Raw genomic sequence first — 20324 nt, 5'->3', positions numbered from 1 at the left:
CCCCCACCCGCCGGTGCATCGACGGCGGCTGCGGCCTGCTGCGTCTCTTTGCTGTTGGCGCAGATAGCGTCGAACTGCTCAATCAGCACCTCGACGTTCAGACGCGTGAACTGTGACGAGATGCTTTTCAGCACGTTAGCCAGGTTCCAGGTTTTAAGCATGCCGATCAGCAAATGGCCGCCGCGAATACGGCTGACGCCAAACTTCAGCGAGCCGAAGACCCAGGCGCGCTCCACGGCGCTGTCGATATGTTCGGAGAGATCGGAAACGGAACTCGCCCCGCGCGGAAGGACATCCAGCGCCGCAACGATATCGCGCGTCAGCTGCTGTTCATCAAGGGCAAAGTGGCGGATGACCTGCTGCAGATCGCCATCCTGCTGCTGCATCAGCTGATGCAGCCAGTGCACCAGCTCAACATAGGGGTTGCCGCGCAGCTTGCAGAACGCAGTGGCGCTTTCCAGAGAGGTAAATAACAGCGTATCCAGTTTGCCGAAAAGCACGGCACGGCTAATTTCTGACATGTTAGTTTCCATTAACAATAATTCGGTATACGGAAGGATTACCGCTCTGCGCGATACACCAGATCGCCACGCGGGACAGGCTGCGGCTGACGGCCCAGCCAGGTGTTGTAGCCTAATCGCCCATTGCTGCCGAGCGTGGTGCCCTGCACCGCGTCTTCACGCAGGATCACCCGTGTTTCCCATTCAAACTCCACCCCGGCGTACTGACGCACCCAGTCGCGCAGCTCGGTGACCCACGCTTCTCCCGGCAGAAAGCGGTTGTACTCCTCCGCGCTCAGCGGGCCTATGTCGATGCGAAACTTATGCTGAACGTCGCGGACGGCGACGCCGAGAAAGGCGGACTCACCCATGCGCGGCATGCGGCGTCCTGCTCCCAGTTGCGCCTGCTCGCGCGTGGAAAGCGGCATCCACTGCGGCACGTTGCTGACCAGCTTGACCGGCGCTTTAAAATAGTTGCGCAGGATCTTCTCCAGCCCCTCCGGATCCCGCCCGTTACGGGTCAGGTGTCCGGCGTGGGTAAAGCGTGCATGCGAGCTTAGGCTGCCTTTGTTCATCTGCCCCGGCTGCCCCATGCCAATCAGCGACGCCAGGTAGCCCTCAAAGCGCTTGTTATCGGCGCGATCCAGAGAGACCGCCGGTTGCGCATCCGCCCAGGCGCGGTAAAACAGCAGCGCAAGGCGGTGGTGGAACAGATCGGCAAACGCGCTGAGGCTGGTGTCCTGATGATGATAAATACGCTCGCGGGCATATTCGGTCATGTGGACCGGCAGCGGGCCGTTCGGGCCAAACAGGCCGAAGCTGAGGATAGAGACCTCATGCAGCCCGCTTTCCTCCCGCTGACGTACCTGGGCCAGCGTCGACGGCGCAAAACTCATCGACGGCTGCTGGCCGATGCGCAGCGGCTCAAATTTCGGCAGCGGCGCGCGTCCCAGCGGGTAGCGCTCGCCGCCCTGGGCATCAATGCGCCTTAACAGCTGAAACAGATCGTAGCGCCAGGGCGTCTCGCGGACCCCGCTCCAGAACGTATCCGGCAGCCGGGTCAGGCGATGTACGCGCAGCGGTGCAGTGGCAGCATCACTCATATCAGCGCCCTTTTACCCATGCGCGGTGCCCAGTAGCCAATCTCGCCGCGCTGCTGACTCTTCAGGGTGAACTCCGTAAAGCTGTTGATGGACACCAGGCGGGCAAAGAGACGCTCCATTACGCTGCCGAAGAGCCACGGGCTGGCACCGGAAAAGGCTCTCTCATCCACCATCAGGGTAATGCCGATCCCGCGGGCGAAAACGACCGGGCCGGGTTCAGGCACGCGGCGGTGAACCGGCTCCAGCACGCAGTGGCGTACCCCCTCCACCTGACGCGCAACGGGCGTTTCTGCCAGGTTGGCGTAAAGCCCTAACAGCTGGCGCAGCGCGGCCGCGCCGTCTTCATTTTCGCTGTCCATCAGGCTGAGGTAGTTCATCTGCAGCTGGCTGATGAGCCGCCAGGTGCTGAACCCTTCGGCCAGCGCCGGACGCGGCGGCGTCGGGCCTTTACGCAGGGTGAGGGATTTCACCGGCATGGAGTCGGCCATAATGAACTGCCCGAGCTCCTGCTGCAGCATCAGCGGCAGGTCGCGGCTGGTGCAGAGCACCTCGGCAGAGATGTAGCGCAGGTTTTCCTGCCACGGCGCGTGCTGTTCATCCACCAGCGAAACAAAGACCTCCGAGCCAATATAGCCGGTACGGGTGCCGTAGCGCAGGGCGTGCTCGGAAAGCACGCGCTGTTCGCGACGCAGGGAAAAATAGGCTCCGTAGTTGCCCGCATCGCCGCTCCAGGTGCTCCAGAAAGGACGAAACGTCTGGTCGTCGCGCTGCCCGTCGGCGCTGCCGAAAATTTTATTCACGGCGTAAATTTCGTAGTCCAGCGGCCGGATGTTATCGACCACCAGATGGTATTCGTGCTGGCCTTCGTTCAGCTTCTGCCGGGCGGCCACCTTGGGGAAGAGGTTGATCACCGGCGTGCAGTGCAGCGCCAGATGGCTGGCGTCGACCACGCGCTCCAGCTGTTCATCCGACTTATCCAGCAGGATGAAAATATCAAAGGCTTTTTCGTTTTCGCAACGCTGAATCAGCTTGCTCAGACCGCTCAGGCTGATAAAGCGGAAACGGGCCGGGAAAGCAAAATACTCCTGCAGCAGACGGTAGCCGTCAAAGTTGCGCAGGTCGTCCGGGAGCAGCGCCTGGTCAGGCCCAAAGCCCTCCTGACGCAGCGCGTCCGACGACAGCAGCTGTCGCTGCGGATGCTGGCTGACCGTCTGACAGACGATCCCGGCGTGGTGCTCCATCACCAGCTCCAGCAGCTTCAGCGCTTCAATGTCCGGACCGCCGAGGAAGAATTCCAGACGGTCGAAATCCAGGTGCCCGAGGTTTTGCGGGCCGTCGCAGGCGATGCGGATCCGTAAGGCGCTGTTGATCCCCCGCTGGCTCAGCCCCAGCTGCGCGAGCGGCAGATCGGCGGGCACGCCGCCCAGCTCGACCCTGTCGATTTTCAGCGGTAGCAGGTTGACCTCGTGCGCCGTGGTATAGCTGCAGGTCACGCCGGTCTTCTTCAGCGCCAGGCTGTCCATCATGGTACCGCGCGGCACAATGAAGCCCTTGCTCAGGTCGCCCCGGCTGCTGTCGGGCTCAATCTCCGCGATCGCCATCGACGGCGTGGGCGCGAGATAGTTAGGCGCAATCATCTCCAGCAGACGCTGGGAGAAGCGCGGAAACTCCGCGTCCATTTTCATCTGCACGCGGGAGGTCAGGAAGGCGAAGCCCTCCATCAGACGTTCGGTATACGGGTCCGCCACTTCGATGCCGCGCATGCCCAGCCGTCCGGCAACTTTAGGGTAGCGTTCGGCAAACTCGGCCCCCATTTCGCGCAGGTAGGCCAGCTCACGGTTGTAGTATTCGAGCAGTTTACTTTCCATGATTACCCCGCATCTTTCAGTTCAAAATGGCCGTTTTCCAGATCGACATCGGTACGAAACAGAAACTCCAGCGGGTACGGCACGCACCACAGACGCCCTTTGATCTCGATGGAGAGCACGTTGTGCAGATCCAGCGAAGAGGTATCCGACACGCAGCGGACCTGCAGCCCCTGCGGCAAAATGCGCGGTTCAAAATTGATGATGGCCTCGGTGAGCTTGCGCTGAATATCGTGCCATTCGATATCCGACATTCTTTTCCCGGCCAGCGGTGCGACGCCGAAGTTGACCACCGAGCGGTTCACGTGCGGCAAGGCGCTCAAATCGCCGGAGGCATCGTGGTTGATGGTGTTAAACAGCCACTGCAGATCGCGCAGCACATTGCGGCGCAGGGCGGCGTGGGTGATCAGATTGCTGTTGGCCGACTCGCGTTTTTTTTCCGGGTCGTTATCGGTGAGACGATCCAGCAGCGAGGGCTGCATTTTGTCGCGCGCCCCCACCTTCTCCTGCTTGCTGCGTGCCTGCCAGCCGCTGCGCAGCAGATCGCCTTCGCCAGCGGGATTACTCATCGGCTCCATCCGTCGCAAACGTCACGAGGTTCAGGGAAAGCAGCGGGTATTCGCTTTGTTCGCTCAGCCACGCCTTCTGGCCCCGTCCTTCGTACAGCGTACCGTCACCGTCACCGTCAAGCGGCAACCATTCAGTCGTACGCCCGAGCATGACGGCATCCGAAGCGTCTTCAGCAAACGGATAGCGCGCCGGGATCTGACACACCTGCTCCGTACCGTCGGTCAGGCGCACCAGCGCGTGACGCCAGACCAGATCGGTGACGCTGGCAGGCGCCTGAAAACGGATCTCAGCGATAGCGCTAAACGGCAGCCAGAAATAACGGCCGTTCACGATGGTTTCGCACACCGGGCCGAGGCGGGCATCGCCGTCCATCAGCCAGCCAAACGCCTGCGTCTCATCATTTTCGAGGGTGATCTGACCAGGGTTTGCCTGCGCCGTCTCAAGGGCGTCCAGACGCAGCGCACTGGCGCGTTCGCCCTCCTCGCTCAACGCCGCGGCCAGGGTTGTTAGCCACGGCCATTGGGTTTCAGGCATGGCCGGACGCGCCTGTCCTGCCATCACCTGCGCGCGCTGCAGCTCGCCCTGAATGGATTGCTCCAGCAGGGTAACGGTAGGCTTCGCCTGGGGCTTCAGCGCCACCCAGCTTTTCAGCTGAGTCAGGGCGCGGGTCCAGTTGCCGCTGAGGATCAGAAACTGCACAAACGCGGCGCGGAGATCGGCATCCGCCGGACGGACTTTGATATCGGCTTCCAGACGACGCAGCGCAGCGCTGAGCGGCTCACCCGCAAGGTGTTGATAGAGCGTATTCATCGCCACTCCTTAGTTTGCCGCGCGCCATGCGCCCACTGCCGGATCGCGCAGCTGAGGACGCAGGGTGTCAATCAGGACAATATTCAGCGAGGTACCCGGTGTCACCCACGCGCCCCAGGTCTGTTTGACTTCGGCAATGCGCGCCTGCAGTTTGGCGTCATCACTGGCGATCTCGCGTGAGATCTCTACCGCCACGGTGCCGTTGCTTTTCCAGCCGTTGAGGGCGTTGTCGTAGGGCAGGATCATCCAGCTTTGATCGCTGTTCTGCGTGCTGAACACCATGCGTTCTTTGTTGACGGAGGTGATCAGGGCGTTTTCAGGATCGGCGCTTTTGTTCAGGCCCATGACCGGGAAGCCGTGAATGTAGGTCACCGCCATCTCTTTCTGCTCGCCGTTGCGAGTCTGAGAGATAACGGTATGACCGCTCAGCCAGCTGCCGTTGCCGCAGCGGGTGGTGTCGGTGTCCGGGATGAACAGTGCCGGTGCGGAGGCTCCGCCTTCCCAGAACGTACGCAGATGGCAGCCGTCCTGAAGGGTAAACTCCTGCCACGGCGTGCGGTCAGCAGCCACGGTGCGGGCTTCAGCGTTCTGATCCGGCGGCAGCAGCGCGCCGCTCGCGGCCGTACTGGCCGGAGCCGCCTGTTGCTGTTTCACCACCAGCGCCCAATCCTGGGCTTTCCCTGCGGTACCCTCAGCCAGCGTGACGCCCGCTGGATCGTTAAGCGTCCAGCTGAGTTTATTCACTTTGCTGCACTGATGTTCCAGCAGTGAGCCAAGACGCGGCACAAAGTTTTCCAGCACGGAGACGTCTTTCTTGCCGTTTGCCACAATACGCAGCGCCACTTCAGGCTTACACCAGCTCTGCGGCGTGTTGTCTTTGATGTTGTCGATCCAGATATCCAGCTTCTGCGCAGGGGACTGCACGATGCGGAAATTCTCAGCCTGCGCGGTGGAGGTCACCGCCAGAAGTGCTAAACCCGATAGCCAAAGTTTCATATCGTTCCTTGTGTGTCTAATCAGTTCCGCAGGGAAGAAATTGCGCTGCGTCAGAGAGCGTATGCAGCAAAGTGGTGTCCTGAGGGGCGCCCATCCATACCGCCAGGGCCGTATAGTTGTCCTGAGCATTCCCCTCCTGCTCGCCATTCTTTTGAATGATTTGGTTCATTAAGGTCAGCCACTCCTGCGGCGTATTGACCATATGCAGCGACTGCTTCATTTGTTCTTCACTGACGCCGTGCCAGAACCCGTCGGTGCAGAGTAAAAAGGCATCGCCGTCTTCCACCTGCACCACGTCGCTGTAGCTCGCTTCCGGCCCACCGTTTTCAATCCCCAGCGCGAGGTACAGCAGGTTGCTGTTGAGATCGTCGGTCTGATGCCCCGCATCCTTCATCTGCTGAACCAGGCTGTGGTCGGTGGTGACATGCCACAGCCAGCCGCGGCGAAACAGATACAGGCGGCTGTCCCCGGCGTGCGCCCAGTAGGCCAGGCGGTAATCCCGGTCGATGAACAGGCTCACCAGCGTTGTGCCCATTCGACGGTAATCCTGAACCGCCTGCTGTTCGCTGAGAATGGTGCGGTTCGCCGTTTGCACATAGTCACGAATATGCTGCGCATTCAGGTGCTTGTCGCCATCAAAGCGGGAAATGATGCTGTTGCGGGCCAGCTCAGCGGCCACTTCACCGCCCGGCAAACCCGCGATGCCGTCACAGACGACAAAGCAGGCTGAACGTTCCCCTATGGTTTCTCCCGTCTGATCCTGGTTGCTGGCGCGCGTCCCCTGGCGGGAGAGAGAAGCCGTTGCGATATTCATTTGTCTTCCGATCCGCTCTGTGAGTCTTTGTACTGATTCACCTCCATGTCGTACGCATGAAGGAAGGCCTCGCCGAACAGGGTGTGGAAGTCATCCTCAATCTCGCCTGCCGTCTCGCCATAGCTACGAACAAAGTAGTCCCACAGGGCGGCTTTACGGCTGCCCGGCAGCGCCAGACGGGAGGTCATGCCGTTCTGCTTCGCCTGCTCTTCCAGCTGTTCCGGGTTAAAGGACTGCAGCATTGCGGCGATGATGGCGCGAATACCGGAGATCATGCCCAGCTGGTGCGCCTGCAAATCGATCAGCGCGTCGCGCACGGATTTTGTTGGCGGCATAAAACCCGGCATCGGCGTGCCGAACATCTGGATCAGGACGGTTTTACCGGTCGGCAGCAGCTTGAACGGGTTGTTGGCATCGTCCAGCACCATGGTCATATCAGCTTTCACGCCGCGCTTGAGGATGGAGCGCGAGGAAAGCAGCGCCACGGTGCCCTGAGAGAACATGCCGAGGATCTGCCCCAGCTGACGCATATTCTCACGGTCAAACTGCGGAACGGGCTGCATTTCGCTCAGGCCCATGCCTTCCAGCAGCGCCTCCAGCAGCTCGCCCTGCAACACGTCGCCTTTCTCGCCGCTGTTAGCCGTGGCGGTTGGGGAGGCAGCGTTATTGACCGGGTCGATGCGCAGGCGGCCCTTCGGTGCCTGAGCGCTACTGCGCGCAACGGCCTGCGGGGTCGGCATGGTGAAGCCTGCGTAATCCGGTCGCGCGGGCTCTTCTTCAACAGCACGCGGGGCTTCCTGCGGCTCAGGGGCAAACAGCGGAGAATCGGCGAGGACATCCTCTTCCTCAACCGGCGCAGGCGTTGGCTCCGGCCTGTCGTCGGCAATGTCATCCGGATGCGTCAACGGTGCACCGCCCATCAGCCCGAGAGGGTCATCATTACGCGCGGCGGGCGCGCTGGCCGTGCCGCCAAACAGGGCCAGTGGATCGAGCTCATCCGCCGCCTCTTCTTTAGGCTCGGCTGGCTTAGTTTCCACCGGCGGCACCAGCGTTGAGGGCGTAATGTCGTCAAAGATGCTCTCTTTTTTGAACAAGGCTTCATCGCTGAACAGCGTGTCCGGGTCAACGTTCTTACGCTCAAGCTTCGGATCGCTGTCGTTGAACATCGCCAGCGGATCCTCAGCGTTACGCTCCGGCGCAGCAGGCTGGGAGAACGGATCCTGTGATGCCGCAGGCTGAGGTTTTGTGCGGTTGCTTGAGATGCTGTCGGAGATGGAGAACTCCTGCATCAGACTATCCCAGATCTCGGTTGGCACGGCGGTCGGCTCGCCCTTCCCGCGCGGTGCGGCATTCGCCGGTTTCGGCTGCGACGCTGGTGCTGGCGCGGCTGGACGAACCTGCTGCTGCATGCTGGCCGCCATGCGGCTCACCGGCTGCGTGTCGTGAATAATTTCAGCCACTTCAATGCGGTAGTCATCAATACCCAGAACGTCTCCATCCTGCAGCTCGACCTGACGACCGCGTTCCAGTGGAATATCGTTCAATACCACGCGCGTAACGCTGCCACGGTTAGTAACGCGACATTCGCCATTGGCGTCAACGTGAACAATAGCCTGCAGACGCGAGATGGTGCGGTCATTGTCCGGCAATACCAAATTGTTATCCGTACCGCGCCCAATGGTGCCGCCCGGGGCGTAAAAATCACAGCTGCTCTGCGGCGGCTGATGACCGGGTTTCGTAGAAATAATCGTGAATCGCATGGCGTATTCCTGCTGGTATGATTAGCGCTCAAACGCTGCCGCTCTCGGGGCGAGAACGGCGGCGTTTGGGGGGTAACACATTCTATTCTGTCTGAGTGACCTTAAATTGGCCCGCTGCATTTTCTTCCAGAGTGAATCGCGCGGCATAACGCACAGAATCGTTTTTGCCTGACACTTTCAGTGTCACATCATATTCTCCGGTTTGCCACGTGATACCACGCCACTGGTTGCACTGTTGAATATTTAACGTCACCGCAGGGCTATAGGTTGACGGCGGCGATATCGTTTTCCATTCATTTCCCGCTCTTTTCATAATGGTGGGTGAATGGCTGATGACCGGCGCTTCTAACCCGGAATTTGCGGGGATAGCAAAGCAGGGTTCATTGTTTTTAAGCGTAACCGAAAGCGACTGATATTGTGCTGGATGAGACACACAGGCGCTCGCCATTAATGTGACCGCAAACACACCGAATAACTGTTTCATAACCATACCCGCCGATCCTTAGGGTTCTTGAAATACAAAGATAACACCTGTTGATATTTATCCTTGAGATCCGGCCCAATAATCCCTTCAAAACCGGCAATGTTTTGGAAATCACCCAAGCCGTAATTAATCAGAAAAAAATAATCGGAGATGACAGAAGCCTGCTGTTCCATACCAAAATCCGACAATTTTTTATCCGGGGGTAAGGAGTAATTGTAACTTGCTGCCCAACTGAATGCCCCTCGGGTACGAACATTCATTCCAATCTGATGCTGCAGAACATGCACCATCTCGTGAATAAACCAGTGTTTATATCGTGGAACTTCTGTCGAGAAGTCGTCCCGATAATGCGGCTCCCGAAAATAGAGTTCGCCATTAGGCGTCATCGCAACATTGTTTGACTGCATATTAAAGGGCAAATAGCTTTTATTATGCACTTTAACTTCTGAATATTTTATTGCGTCACCAAAAACCGAGCGTGCCAATGCTATTTCACCAATGGTGAGAGGACGGGCGCCTCCTTCCTGTAAACTTGCCATGCTATCTTCCTTCCCGGTAGATAATGGCCGGGGAAAACTCCCCGGCCACATATGCAATTACGCTTCTTTGTTCTCTTTGATGTTCCAGCCAGCGCTGCTTTCAGCACCTTTACCACCGGCAGTGGTCTGCTCCCAGTACTGCTGTTTCACTTTCGCAGCCTGGAATGCGTAGGTCACGCCAACGGTGTCGCCGTTGTCTGCACCGGTGTACTGAACAGAGGTCACCAGGACGTCTTCCAGGGTGATGCGGGTGTATTCAACCTGCTGGCCACCTGCTTTGCAGACGGACAGTTCAACTTTGGTCAGGTGCTTACCGCTTGCGCAGTGTTTCAGGACTGCTGTAGTGGATTTGTCGATCAGCGCGTTAACGTGCAGGTCGTTAAAGTTAACTTTACCGGCACCGCCGCCACCGCCAACGCTCATATTACCCGGCTGGGATGCACCCCAGGAGAAGGAGGTAATATCAGTCCAGCCGGTGTGGTTAGAATCTTTAGACTCGCCCGTAACACCCTCGACCTTCAGAAACATATCAATAGCCATAATATCTACTCTTCGTGAATGAACAATATTGCTTTCGAAAAAGCCCTTATATGGCAAACAGGAAAGCATGGGGCTGAATAAAACCGTCCATATTTTACCTCTGCCTCATATCAAATGACCCGTGTCATTTGACAGTCTTACATCCCCCCGGAATTAGCGGTAAGAATGTGAAGTCTTTTACTATTGCGGGTTATCCTGGAGCCACGTGCGGTCAGGATTTCCGATGATTAATTGCGGTACTAGTTTATTAAGTTCGTCACTGTGGTAAAGACGTAAACAATTTAACGTCACGCCTTTTACATCAGGCTTTCGCTCCGAGTGGAAACCGTTAATTTTGCTTTTATATTTTCCAATAATGGCGTTAACTTTGTCAGTACCGTTTTCAGCATCAAACGGTATCCATTCGATGAATGCACTCGCACTGCGGGCCGCGTCGACAGAGAACTGGCTACCCTTATCTGCTACCTGCGCAAGACAGCGCGCCAGGACAAGATCTTTGACCCCCTGCCGGTATGTTTGCTGCTGATAAAAATCTACGTGAGGGTTATCACCGCGAGCAGAAAAACATAAGCAAGTGAGCAAAATAAATGCTGTCTTTAGATACCTGAATGAAATTATTTTAATTCCCAAAACCAGATTTCCTGACAGTACGGAAAGCAATCGGAGTTACATATAAACGAATTATTACTCAGTGGCTCGATAAGGTCGATATGACCACCGCCATACCCATCAATTTTATTGAAGAAAACAACTCCTTTTCGACCCAACATTGCGCGCGCACCCGCCTCGCGATCGGTAAATATTTCTGCCTTGCCAAAAACATGCGATTTATAAAGTTGATCGGCAAGTAATTTTGCGCCAGGTTCGATTGTTTTTCCTTTATAGGGACCCGACTTTATGGGTAAACGACCTGTGAATTCAACATTACATTTTAACAATGCCAGACTCATTCTTACCGCACAGGTATTTTCGTATGCCGGTTGCTGCTTGATAATTGTTGAATAATCATAGCCAATTTCTGAGAAGACCTGTTCACCCGAGGCAAAACCCGCGCGCGTATGATTTGAAGAGTAATGCTGACGTTTTAGTTGTTCGTATAATGGTCTCATTTATCACTCTCCTTTTTGCACGGGCGTAATTCTTTCATTCCGTCAATGATGATTTTTGAAGCGCGTTCATCACCTTGCTGTTTCGATAAGTTCGCAAAACGAGAATAGAGAAACTCATGTAGAGTATTTGGCAAAAAAGGCCTGCCCTTGCACCATGCAGTGCCCTCAGACGCGTCGACTACGCCGAGAAGATACATATTTGCCTTGATGCGTTCACGTTCATTCGTTTTCGACAGCCAGGCTTTAGCGAAACGATCTGCACTCAAATTTAAATCGTATCCTGTTAACAACGTCGGATCGCGTTGGAAGTTTGATGTGTCATCCTGAGGCAATGCTTCAGCTTGAGGGTATTTATAATTTCCAGCGTCCGCGCTCGCCAGAGTAGAAACTGCCAGCAAACTGGTTGCGATCAAAAGTCTATGTTTCACCGTATATCCTTATTCACTGACAGAAATTAGCTAAGCTCTTTACGGTCAAATGGCCGGCTCCTTCGAGCCGGCAATCGTCATCACGCGTCTTTCGTCTTCAGCGACGGCAGTTTAGAAACCAGACGCAGGGAAACGGTCAGACCTTCCGGCTGGTAGTGTGGACGCAGGAAGAACTTCGCGGCGTAGTAGCCCGGGTTGTCTTCGATTTCCTGCACCTGCACTTCCGCAGCCGCCAGCGGCTTACGGGACTTGGTCTCCTGGGAGGAGTTGGCCGGGTCACCGTCCACGTAGTTCATTACCCAGTCGTTCAGCCAGCGCTCCATCTCTTCGCGCTCGCGGAAGGAGCCGATTTTGTCGCGCACGATGCACTTCAGGTAGTGCGCAAAGCGGCAGCAGGCGAACAGGTACGGCAGACGAGAGGCCAGACGCGCGTTGGCGGTGGCATCCGGGTCGTGGTATTCGGCCGGTTTTTGCAGCGACTGCGCACCGATGAAGGCAGCGAAGTCGGAGTTTTTGCGGTGAACCAGCGGCATAAAGCCGTTTTTCGCCAGCTCTGCTTCACGACGATCGCTGATGGCGATCTCGGTCGGGCACTTCATGTCCACGCCGCCGTCATCGCTCGGGAAGGTGTGGCACGGCAGGTTTTCCACCGCCCCGCCGGACTCCGCGCCGCGAATTGAGGTGCACCAGCCGTACTCTTTGAAAGAGCGGTTAATGTTGGCCGCCATCGCATAGGCGGCGTTCGCCCAGGAGTAGCTGTTGTGGTTCGCGCCGTCGGTCTGCTCTTCAAAGTCAAAGCTGTCGACCGGGTTGGTGCGAATGCCGTACGGCAGACGCGACAGGAAGCGCGGCATCACCAGACCCAGATAGCGGGCATCTTCGGATTCACGCAGTGAACGCCAGGCCGCGTATTCGGTGTTCTGGAAGATCTTGGTCAGGTCGCGCGGATTAGCTAGCTCCTGCCAGGATTCCATCTGCATCACGCCCGGTGCGGTACCGGTGATAAACGGACAGTGCGCCGCAGAGCCGATGCGCGCCATTTCACCCAGCAGCTCAACGTCCTGCGGGCTGTGGTCGAAGTAGTAGTCGCCCACGATGCAGCCAAACGGCTCGCCACCGAACTGACCGTACTCCTGCTCGTAGATCTTCTTGAAGATCGGGCTCTGGTCCCAGCCCACGCCCTTGTAGCGCTTCAGGGTGCGTCCCAGCTCCTGCTTGGAGATGCTCATAAAGCGGATCTTCAGCATCTCATCAGTTTCAGTGTTGTTCACCAGGTAGCTCAGGCCGCGCCAGGCGCTCTCCAGCTTCTGAAACTCGTCGTGGTGAATGATCTGGTTCACCTGCTGCGACAGCTGCTCGTCGATACCGGCAATCAGGTTCTGAATGGTGCGGTAGGTGTCGTTAGAGAAGGTGACGGTGTTTTCCAACGCCTGCTGCGCCAGGGTTTTAACCGCGCTTTCTACGGCGGAGCGCGCCTGATCGGTTTTCGGGCGGAACTCTTTGTTCAGCAGCGCGCTGAACTCATCCTGGCTGAACGCCTGACCCGCCTGCTGCTCGTGTTGTTGAGTCTGGTTGCTCATCGATTATTCCTCGCTACCTTTCGCGCTTTCGTCATTTTTCGGCAACTGGCTCAGTGATTTGAGCAGCGTCGGATCCTGCAGAATTTTTGCGATCAGCTCTTCTGCACCGTTTTTGCCGTCCATGTAGGTCAGCAGGTTAGAGAGCTGGGTACGCGCTTCCAGCAGCTTGTTCAGCGGCTCAACCTTGCGGGCCACCGCATCCGGCAGGAAGTCGTCCATGCTGTCGAAGGTCAGATCAACATTCAGTTTGCCTTCGCCCGTCAGGGTGTTATCCACGTTAAACGCCACGCGCGGCTTCAGCGCCTTCATGCGTTCATCAAAGTTATCGATGTCGATTTCAAGGAATTTACGCTCATCGACGGCAGGCAGGTTTTCTACCGGTTTACCGACCAGATCGGCCATGACGCCCATCACAAACGGCAGCTGAATTTTACGTTCTGCACCGTAGATCTCTACGTCGTACTCGATCTGGACGCGGGGAGCACGGTTACGTGCGATGAATTTCTGTCCACTGTTACTCATTGCCATGATGTTCTCCATCAAAGATGCGCGGTGAAGGTGAAACGACAGGCTCCATGCCTGTCGTCATAATGCCAGGACGCGTTATTCGCGGCGTCCAAAGATGTTTTCCAGTTGGTTAACGCCGTCTGGCGCCAGGTCGCGAATAATGTCCATAAAGTTAAGTTCAGACAGCCGCTGCACCCGCTCAATCATCAGCGGTGCGGGATGGCTCGGTTCGTACTGCGCAAAATACTGTTTCGCTTTTTCCAGCATCAGCTGGGCGTCGGCGCGGCTGGTGACCTGCACGCTGCGCCAGTCGGTGACCTGCTGAAGGGGCTGCGTTACCGCCGATTGCTGCTCAACCTGGGATTCAGCCTGCGCCTCACGGTTCGGCAGCAGCTTGCTAATGTCTGTCACCTGGCAGGCGCTGGCGACCAGCCCAACAGTTTTCAGCAGCTGTTCCATCTCCGGTACGCCACTTTCACCCAGATACCCGGTGAGCAGATCGCGAATGGCCAGCAGCCGTTCATTAATCACAATGACCGCTGCGGTGCCGGGCTGGTCGCCGCGCGCCAGCTCGTCAATCAGCCTTGGGCGGCCGCCGGGATAGTCAGGGCATTCCGTTTTAGTGCCGTCGAGCAGCGCCTGCGCGTCCCGAAGCGAAATTTCATCCCCGTTCGAGCGCAGCAGCGAAGCGTTGCGTACCGCGACGGTGAGGTCAGATTTATCGCTCAGCCCGGCGAGGGCGTTGATGCGGTAGAACGGATCGGTTTCGCCATACTCTTCCAGCAGCGGGTAGAGTTGCTCCCAGTAACGGGTCAGCGCTTCCTGCACCAGTAACAGCCCATCTGCATAGCCCGCGAGTCCACGGCGACGTGTCCAGGCATGGGTTAATGCCAGCAGGACGCGAAGATCTTTGGTGCGGGTCAGCAGGCTGGTAGCGAATTTTTCTACCGTGTTCCAGTCAGCGGGCTCTGCCGGAATAATGGTGTCGCCAAACTGTTGTTCCGCTTTCCCCTGACTTGCCTGATTCATGATCTGGAAATCGGCGTCGTACTCCAGGTTTTCGCCACAGGGTTTGTCGAGGCTTATCGGCGCGAGAAATTCTTCGATATTCATGAGATCCCTGCTTATTCAAACATAGGCGGATAAAGACCGTGACGACCCGGTCGGGCGCCGCCTGCCGGATCGAACAGCAGCGTAAAGAGCTGCCCGGTAAAGTTGCCGCTGTGGACGTGCGTGTAGAGCGGGTAACCGTCGCAGCGGTTCGTCCACCAGAAGCTGGTCTGACGCAGCGGGTCAAAACATTCTGCCGCCTGCGGCCAGCCCAGCGTACTTTGGCCGTCATCGTCATAGCCAATCACATCCAGAATGTCGGATCGCTTTTGTGGCTCAACGGGCTGCGGCGCCGGGATACTCATCAACATCTCGTCAAGCTGTGAGGCGGAAAAACCGTTGCGCACCGCGTGCAGGCCCAGACGACCAAGCTGTTGGTACCAGCTTTCGGCCTGGCCGAGCAGACGCGATGACCATTCGGCGGGACTAAAGCTCAGCTGAATGCAGACCGGGTAGTGGCGACCCACGCTGTCACGTCCCGGCAGCAGGCAGCCCATCTGGATCATCTGGCTGCCCAGCATGGGCGGAACGACAAAATTCCACACCGGGGCTTTCGTAAACTGGCGCTCACCGCTGCGCTGCTCTTCCTGTTGCCAGGCCAGCAGGCCGACCTGAAACCAGTGTGACCACTGGCGCTGAAGGGTGTCAGGAAAGCGACGCTGCAAAAAGTCACCGGCGCTGGGTAATTTGCCATACCAGCTGTAGCGGTTCATCGCAGGGGTATTCGTCATACGGCTGTCCTTGCGGTTATGGGCATGAGAAACGGGGAAGCTGGAACGGGTTGCGAATGCTGTTTGGCGCAAACTCCAGCGTGACCTGATGACCGTCGACGTTGAAGGTGGCCTGACGGCTCAGGCTACCCGCGCCAGGACTGGTCCGGGCTTTATCGAAAAAGCGGTTCAGCGCCCAGGATCCGTTAGTCACCAGAGATGCCGTACTGCCGTTTGCCAGACCGAGCTGCATACGCACCTGGTTGGTGCCGCCCGGACCCGGCCAGTTCATGATCTGCACCGCCTGAGGGCCGTGGCTGTAGCGCAACAGCTGGCCGTCAACGTCCAGCGTCAGGTTCAGAATGGTGTTATCCATCCGCACGGTGCGCACCGTGACCTTATAGGACGGCGTTGTCGCCCCGTTGGCAAAGAAGGCATCGCGGATTGACTGTGCCTGCTGGAACGGGCGCAGCAGCCCTTCGCTGCCCGGCAGGGTTTTACCGTCGATCCCCGGCATAAAGCGCCAGTTCGCCTGGGTGGTGTCGACTTTGTTGGTCAGGTTATCGCGGAAAAAGGTGTCCATCAGCCCGGTGCCGGGTGCAAACATGCGGGCGAGATCGTCAGGCGTCACTTCCGTGCTTGCGCTGCGCACCAGCGGGTAGCGACCGGCAATCGCCTGACGGCAGAAACCGCCCACTTCCACGTTAATGCGTTTACGCACGTTTTCCAGATCGCGTCGCTGGGTATCGCTGCTGGCACCCACGGCCATATTGCTGAACATGGTTTGCAGCCCGCCCGGCAGACGGCCCGCGCTGGCCTGCAGACGGCTAATTGCGTCGCCGCCCGGCGCAGGCATCCCGCTGTTGGCCGCATCCTGAACGGCGGTCAGGTAGCGATACAGCTCGTCCACCTGCTTGAGAAAATCGTCAAACACAATGGTCTTTCCGCCTTTCTCCAGCGGCTGTGCCAGCTCAATCATCGGCGCATAGTGGTCAGTCACCAGCTGCTCCGGTGCCTGTACCGCTACCGCACCCTGCGTTGGCGCCGCATCGTTGTTACTGAACAGCGCCTGCAGCGTACGGGTAGCACGGTTGCTCTGCGCTTCCGCTTTCCCGGCATCTTCTGGCGCAGGCGCATTGCGCGACAGCGTCAGCACCTGGCTCAGGTTCAGCACCAGACGGCGCAGCGGTGAGTTTGCCCCGGAGAGCAGGCGCGCAGTGTTGATACGCTGGGAGAGATCGGCACTGCTGTTGAGCTGAATGTCGGCGAGAAAGCGATCCCAGTTGGCGATAAAGTCACGCATGTAAAGCTGGCGCACCGCGTTATCGATCTGCTGTTTATCTTCCTGGGCCGTGGTGGCACCTAATACCCAGGCGTCATCTTCATGCAGGGCGGTCGTCACGCTGTCGATCTGGCCGTTAAAGCTTTTCCAGTAGCCGTCCGGGGTATACAGACCCGGCACGCCTTCGCTGACCGGCTTGCCGCTTTTGCGGGAAAAGACCAGTTCGCTCTGCGGGCCGCCGAGATCGGAAAGCGAGACCGGCTTGAGGTTTTCGTCATGCTCCAGCAGGCGCTTCAGACGACCGTATACGCGTGTCGAGAGCGGCTGCTGGTTGATGAGCGCCCTTTCCCGCGCGACCAGGGATTCATCCAGCGCATAGGGTGAAGCCTGAATTTTCGGTTCCAGCAGCTGGGTCAGATGCCATTCAAGCTGCTGAAGCTGCGCCTGAGTGACGTCCTGCGGCAGGTTGCGCTGCAGGTTGAGCATCACCCAGGAGTGCAGGAATTTGCCGTCATAGTGCTTCGGCTGATAGAGCATCTGATAGGCTTTTAACGCTTCGTAGCTGTATTCCACGTCGCTGCCGTTGTCGTTGCGCAGCCAGGTGGTGATGTGCATCGTCACGGCGGGGAGCAACATCTGATCCAGCGCTTTCTGATACAGAGACTGCGACGCATCGCTGACGTCATCCCCACGGTAAAGCCCCATGCGGCGGGAGACCGGCGGGTCGTTAACGTCAAAGGCGTCGCTCTTCGGCAGGTCCACCAGCCCGTTAAGCAGCGGCAGAAGCGCAAAGAGATCGCGCTGAGGTTGATTTTGCAGCGCCTTACTCTGTTGTTCCAGCACCGGCACTTTGGCATCAACCTCTTCCAGATACGCCTTGTTTTTGGCGTAACTGGTCAGCCACAGCCCGCCCAAAATCACCAGCAGGGCCAGCAGCGCCGCGTAACCAGACCAGATCACCGCCCGGTTGCGCAGCTCCCACCAGCGGTTTTCTCCGGCAATGCCCGCTTCCTGGAAAATGACGTTTTGCAGCAGATTCTTGATAAAGAAACTCTGGCCTTTCGCGCCCGGGATGGGGGCTTCTTTGCTGACGGAATCCCAGTTATCGCTTTCGGCCCCTTCCGGCAGAGAGAGCGCGCGGTTAAGCTCGCCCATCACGCGGTCAAACGGCATGCCTTCCTGGGTGCCGCTGGCAAAGTAGATGCCGCGCGGCGAGAATTCGGTTTCAAAGTTTGAACGGGCAAAGACCGTGCTCAGGTAATCCGCCAGCAGCGGGCGCAGCGCGGCGAACTCCTGCGGGAAGAGATAGGCCTCAGCACGGGTTTTACCGTCATGCTCCTTGAGCATGGTCTCCGGCAGACCGGCATCCAGGCGCTGCTGGAGCAGAGAAAATTCCTGCTGGAAGTTGCCCATCAGGTCGTAATCCGCGTGTTTGGTCTGCTCCCACGGCAGCGTAAAGCCCCAGATCTGGTCGCGCTGTGCTTTGTCATAATCGGCAAACCAGGCGCGGAAGCCCTTGAGCAGGTCAGCCTTGGTCACCATCACGTACACCGGGAAGCGGATGCCCAGCTGCTCATGCAGCTCGGAAAGACGCTGGCGCAGGTTCACCGCCTGCTGGCGGGACGCCGCGGCGGACTGCGTGAGCAGGTCGGAAATGCTGATGGTGATGATCACACCGTTGATCGGCTGGCGACGACGATATTTACGCAGCAGGTTGATGAACTCCAGCCATTCCCCCGCGTCCTGAACCTGTTCGCTCTCCTGCGTGGTGTAACGTCCGGCGGTATCCAGCAGGACAGCCTCGTTGGTGAACCACCAGTCGCAGTTGCGCGTGCCGCCGATGCCCCGCAGCGCGGTTTTACCGAAGCGATCTGCCAGCGGGAACTGCAGCCCGGAGTTGGCCAGCGCGGTGGTTTTCCCCGAGCCCGGCGCGCCGATGATAACGTACCACGGCAGCTGATAGAGATACTGCGTGCTGAAACGCTGCGTCCACTGCGCGCTGTGACCCGCCTTACTGAAGTGGGCTTTTTTCAGCATCTGCGCGGCTTCGTCGAAACGACCTGCAAGGATCTGCTCCTCGTTATTCAGGCGTTTCTGCGGATCGGCCGCCTCCGCTTTAGTGGTGTTCTCGTTGAGCTTGTCCATCAGCTTGCGGTTCAGCCAGGCGTTATACAGCCGAGGCAGAATGTGGCTCTGGGCCCAGATCAGATATACCACCGCGATACTGATAACGCGGTTCTGTTCAGATTCGAGCGGGCGGGTATCCACGATGGACAACAGCGGACCAATCATCCAGATCACCGCCGCGAGCGCCGTTACGCCGAGGAAGCTCCACAGAATGCGATTGGTCAGTATGGAAAGAAGAGTAGTCAGCATCCTTAGTTTCCTTGCGGCAATCCGTTCAGCTCAGCCTGCGTATTTTCAGGCGACACCAGCAGAGTAATTTCCACACGGCGGTTACGGGCGCGGTTTTCAGGCGTAGTGTTTGGTGCCACCGGGTTAATTTCGCCCCGCCCTTCCGCCTTCACGCGTTCAGGCTGCGGGAGGCTTCCCTGCAGCTGTTTTTGCACCGACCGGGCGCGTTCGAGAGAGAGTTCATAGTTGGAGGCAAAGCGCGCGCTGCGGATCGGCACGTTGTCGCTGTAGCCCACCACCAGAATTTTGCCGCTGACGTTATTCATCGCCTGCGCAATGCGGTTGATGACCGGCTCATAGCGGTCACGCACCACCGTCGAGGCCGAGGCGAACAGGCCGTCCCCTTTCAGGATCACCACGCTGCGATCCGCTTCATCCTTCACCGCCACCAGACCGGCATCGATTTCAGGCTTCAGGAAGCCGCGCAGGTTCAGTACCGCAGGCAGCTGGCGAGCGGGCTGCTGAATGGAGGTTTCCGGCAGCTGAGACTGATAAATCTTCGCCAGCACCGGGCTGGTGTTATCGCCCAGACGCCAGTTAAGCACGATATAAAACAGACAGGCGATAAACCCGACCAGCGCCACGCAGGCCCAGAGTGGGACCATCGGACGCCACAGCTTGCGCAGTACAGGACGATCTTCAGGGTGTACCGAGAGCGGCGGCGCGTAGCTGCCGCGCACGCTGCGGATCATCTGCCACAGTCGCTGTTTGATGGTTTCCAGCTGGGTGCGGCCATTATCCAGCACCCGATAGCGGCCCTCGAAACCGAGCAACAGGCAGTAGTTGATCATCTCCAGCAGCAGGATATGTTCACGCGGGTTTTGAGAAAGGCGCGCCAGCAGCTGGAAAAATTTTTCTCCGCCCCAGGTTTCGTTATGAAACGTGACCAGAAGGCCACTGCTGGACCAGACGCCGCTGCTGCCCCAGGGAGTGAGCGCGGCGGCTTCATCCAGCGCCGTACACAGACAGTAACGGGCGCCGACGATCACTTCATACGGCAACCCTGCCTGCTGGCATCGCACTTCGAAACGGCGAATTTCGTCGATCAGACGCTGGCGCAACGCCACCTGATCGTCATGAGAAACCGAATGACGGATTTGTGGAATGGCGTTGAGCAGCGGGTTGGCAGCCGCCACCAGCTGATTATTGCCACTGGCTCCGGTAAACACAGCATCACTGCCGGTATCCTGTCGTTCCTGCAT

20 protein-coding genes are annotated in these 20324 nt (G+C 58.0%); all 20 read right to left on the bottom strand.

Features of this window, described 5'->3' with window-relative positions:
• Nucleotides 1-521 (bottom strand): Clp protease N-terminal domain-containing protein (locus ENTMO_RS26670; protein ID WP_010432866.1); only part of this gene is annotated, 521 nt, incomplete at its 3' end.
• Nucleotides 522-559: 38 nt separating this feature from the next.
• Nucleotides 560-1603, bottom strand: a complete 1044-nt coding sequence (tssG, locus tag ENTMO_RS0115620) for a type VI secretion system baseplate subunit TssG (RefSeq protein ID WP_010432864.1) — start codon at nt 1601-1603, stop codon at nt 560-562.
• Nucleotides 1600-3471, bottom strand: coding sequence for a type VI secretion system baseplate subunit TssF (gene tssF / locus ENTMO_RS0115615; RefSeq protein WP_010432863.1), 1872 nt, complete (start codon nt 3469-3471; stop codon nt 1600-1602). Before tssF ends, tssG begins: the two co-directional genes overlap by 4 nt.
• A gap of 2 nt (nt 3472-3473) precedes the next feature.
• Nucleotides 3474-4037 (bottom strand): type VI secretion system baseplate subunit TssE, encoded by a 564-nt coding sequence (gene tssE / locus ENTMO_RS0115610; protein WP_010432861.1) that lies wholly within the window; start codon nt 4035-4037, stop codon nt 3474-3476.
• Nucleotides 4030-4848, bottom strand: coding sequence for a type VI secretion system accessory protein TagJ (locus tag ENTMO_RS0115605; RefSeq protein ID WP_010432857.1), 819 nt, complete (start codon nt 4846-4848; stop codon nt 4030-4032). The genes tssE and ENTMO_RS0115605 overlap by 8 nt, the downstream gene beginning before the upstream one ends.
• A gap of 9 nt (nt 4849-4857) precedes the next feature.
• Entirely contained in the window at nt 4858-5844 is a 987-nt protein-coding gene (locus ENTMO_RS0115600) for a hypothetical protein (RefSeq protein WP_010432854.1), read from the bottom strand.
• 16 nt (nt 5845-5860) lie between these two features.
• Complete coding sequence (locus tag ENTMO_RS0115595; RefSeq protein WP_010432851.1) at nt 5861-6658, bottom strand: PP2C family protein-serine/threonine phosphatase; 798 nt, start codon at nt 6656-6658, stop codon at nt 5861-5863.
• Nucleotides 6655-8418 carry a type VI secretion system-associated FHA domain protein TagH gene (gene tagH / locus ENTMO_RS0115590; protein WP_010432848.1) on the bottom strand — a complete coding sequence of 588 codons (1764 nt, stop codon included), beginning with the start codon at nt 8416-8418 and terminating at the stop codon, nt 6655-6657. Before tagH ends, ENTMO_RS0115595 begins: the two co-directional genes overlap by 4 nt.
• A gap of 82 nt (nt 8419-8500) precedes the next feature.
• Nucleotides 8501-8908 carry a putative T6SS immunity periplasmic lipoprotein gene (locus tag ENTMO_RS0115585; RefSeq protein WP_010432846.1) on the bottom strand — a complete coding sequence of 136 codons (408 nt, stop codon included), beginning with the start codon at nt 8906-8908 and terminating at the stop codon, nt 8501-8503.
• Complete coding sequence (locus tag ENTMO_RS0115580; protein WP_010432843.1) at nt 8899-9441, bottom strand: hypothetical protein; 543 nt, start codon at nt 9439-9441, stop codon at nt 8899-8901. The genes ENTMO_RS0115585 and ENTMO_RS0115580 overlap by 10 nt, the downstream gene beginning before the upstream one ends.
• 57 nt (nt 9442-9498) lie before the next feature.
• Nucleotides 9499-9981: an Hcp family type VI secretion system effector gene (locus ENTMO_RS0115575; protein ID WP_010432842.1), complete on the bottom strand. Its 483-nt coding sequence runs from the start codon at nt 9979-9981 to the stop codon at nt 9499-9501.
• A 180-nt stretch (nt 9982-10161) separates the two neighbouring features.
• A complete protein-coding gene (locus ENTMO_RS0115570; protein ID WP_010432839.1) occupies nt 10162-10611 on the bottom strand; it encodes a T6SS amidase immunity protein Tai4 family protein in 450 nt (149 codons plus the stop codon).
• Entirely contained in the window at nt 10596-11090 is a 495-nt protein-coding gene (locus ENTMO_RS0115565) for a T6SS effector amidase Tae4 family protein (RefSeq protein ID WP_010432836.1), read from the bottom strand. The genes ENTMO_RS0115570 and ENTMO_RS0115565 overlap by 16 nt, the downstream gene beginning before the upstream one ends.
• Nucleotides 11087-11518, bottom strand: a complete 432-nt coding sequence (locus ENTMO_RS26335; RefSeq protein WP_010432833.1) for a Rap1a/Tai family immunity protein — start codon at nt 11516-11518, stop codon at nt 11087-11089. Before ENTMO_RS26335 ends, ENTMO_RS0115565 begins: the two co-directional genes overlap by 4 nt.
• An 80-nt stretch (nt 11519-11598) precedes the next feature.
• A complete protein-coding gene (tssC, locus tag ENTMO_RS0115555; RefSeq protein ID WP_010432830.1) occupies nt 11599-13098 on the bottom strand; it encodes a type VI secretion system contractile sheath large subunit in 1500 nt (499 codons plus the stop codon).
• A 3-nt stretch (nt 13099-13101) separates the two neighbouring features.
• Nucleotides 13102-13626: a type VI secretion system contractile sheath small subunit gene (gene tssB / locus ENTMO_RS0115550; RefSeq protein WP_010432827.1), complete on the bottom strand. Its 525-nt coding sequence runs from the start codon at nt 13624-13626 to the stop codon at nt 13102-13104.
• A gap of 75 nt (nt 13627-13701) precedes the next feature.
• On the bottom strand, nt 13702-14718 hold the full coding sequence (tssA, locus tag ENTMO_RS0115545; RefSeq protein ID WP_010432826.1) for a type VI secretion system protein TssA: 1017 nt from the start codon (nt 14716-14718) through the stop codon (nt 13702-13704).
• A gap of 11 nt (nt 14719-14729) precedes the next feature.
• Nucleotides 14730-15446 carry a type VI secretion system-associated protein TagF gene (gene tagF, locus ENTMO_RS0115540; protein WP_010432823.1) on the bottom strand — a complete coding sequence of 239 codons (717 nt, stop codon included), beginning with the start codon at nt 15444-15446 and terminating at the stop codon, nt 14730-14732.
• Nucleotides 15447-15462: 16 nt separating this feature from the next.
• Nucleotides 15463-19083: a type VI secretion system membrane subunit TssM gene (gene tssM, locus ENTMO_RS0115535; RefSeq protein ID WP_010432821.1), complete on the bottom strand. Its 3621-nt coding sequence runs from the start codon at nt 19081-19083 to the stop codon at nt 15463-15465.
• A gap of 2 nt (nt 19084-19085) precedes the next feature.
• Nucleotides 19086-20324, bottom strand: coding sequence for a DotU family type VI secretion system protein (locus ENTMO_RS0115530; RefSeq protein WP_010432819.1), 1239 nt, complete (start codon nt 20322-20324; stop codon nt 19086-19088).

It is taken from the genome of Enterobacter mori LMG 25706, assembly GCF_000211415.1.
Classification (GTDB): domain Bacteria; phylum Pseudomonadota; class Gammaproteobacteria; order Enterobacterales; family Enterobacteriaceae; genus Enterobacter; species Enterobacter mori.
The sequence above is the reverse complement of the archived record's forward strand: the minus strand, read 5'-3'. Positions and strand labels throughout refer to the sequence as shown.

What these genes read in the sequence shown, in the direction of transcription:
- tssG (WP_010432864.1), bottom strand. Translation starts at nt 1,603, where the DNA reads ATGAGTGATGCTGCCACTGCACCGCTGCGCGTACATCGCCTGACCCGG.
- tssF (WP_010432863.1), bottom strand. Translation starts at nt 3,471, where the DNA reads ATGGAAAGTAAACTGCTCGAATACTACAACCGTGAGCTGGCCTACCTG.
- tssE (WP_010432861.1), bottom strand. Translation starts at nt 4,037, where the DNA reads ATGAGTAATCCCGCTGGCGAAGGCGATCTGCTGCGCAGCGGCTGGCAG.
- ENTMO_RS0115605 (WP_010432857.1), bottom strand. Translation starts at nt 4,848, where the DNA reads ATGAATACGCTCTATCAACACCTTGCGGGTGAGCCGCTCAGCGCTGCG.
- ENTMO_RS0115600 (WP_010432854.1), bottom strand. Translation starts at nt 5,844, where the DNA reads ATGAAACTTTGGCTATCGGGTTTAGCACTTCTGGCGGTGACCTCCACC.
- ENTMO_RS0115595 (WP_010432851.1), bottom strand. Translation starts at nt 6,658, where the DNA reads ATGAATATCGCAACGGCTTCTCTCTCCCGCCAGGGGACGCGCGCCAGC.
- tagH (WP_010432848.1), bottom strand. Translation starts at nt 8,418, where the DNA reads ATGCGATTCACGATTATTTCTACGAAACCCGGTCATCAGCCGCCGCAG.
- ENTMO_RS0115585 (WP_010432846.1), bottom strand. Translation starts at nt 8,908, where the DNA reads ATGGTTATGAAACAGTTATTCGGTGTGTTTGCGGTCACATTAATGGCG.
- ENTMO_RS0115580 (WP_010432843.1), bottom strand. Translation starts at nt 9,441, where the DNA reads ATGGCAAGTTTACAGGAAGGAGGCGCCCGTCCTCTCACCATTGGTGAA.
- ENTMO_RS0115575 (WP_010432842.1), bottom strand. Translation starts at nt 9,981, where the DNA reads ATGGCTATTGATATGTTTCTGAAGGTCGAGGGTGTTACGGGCGAGTCT.
- ENTMO_RS0115565 (WP_010432836.1), bottom strand. Translation starts at nt 11,090, where the DNA reads ATGAGACCATTATACGAACAACTAAAACGTCAGCATTACTCTTCAAAT.
- tssC (WP_010432830.1), bottom strand. Translation starts at nt 13,098, where the DNA reads ATGAGCAACCAGACTCAACAACACGAGCAGCAGGCGGGTCAGGCGTTC.
- tssB (WP_010432827.1), bottom strand. Translation starts at nt 13,626, where the DNA reads ATGGCAATGAGTAACAGTGGACAGAAATTCATCGCACGTAACCGTGCT.
- tssA (WP_010432826.1), bottom strand. Translation starts at nt 14,718, where the DNA reads ATGAATATCGAAGAATTTCTCGCGCCGATAAGCCTCGACAAACCCTGT.
- tagF (WP_010432823.1), bottom strand. Translation starts at nt 15,446, where the DNA reads ATGACGAATACCCCTGCGATGAACCGCTACAGCTGGTATGGCAAATTA.
- tssM (WP_010432821.1), bottom strand. Translation starts at nt 19,083, where the DNA reads ATGCTGACTACTCTTCTTTCCATACTGACCAATCGCATTCTGTGGAGC.
- ENTMO_RS0115530 (WP_010432819.1), bottom strand. Translation starts at nt 20,324, where the DNA reads ATGCAGGAACGACAGGATACCGGCAGTGATGCTGTGTTTACCGGAGCC.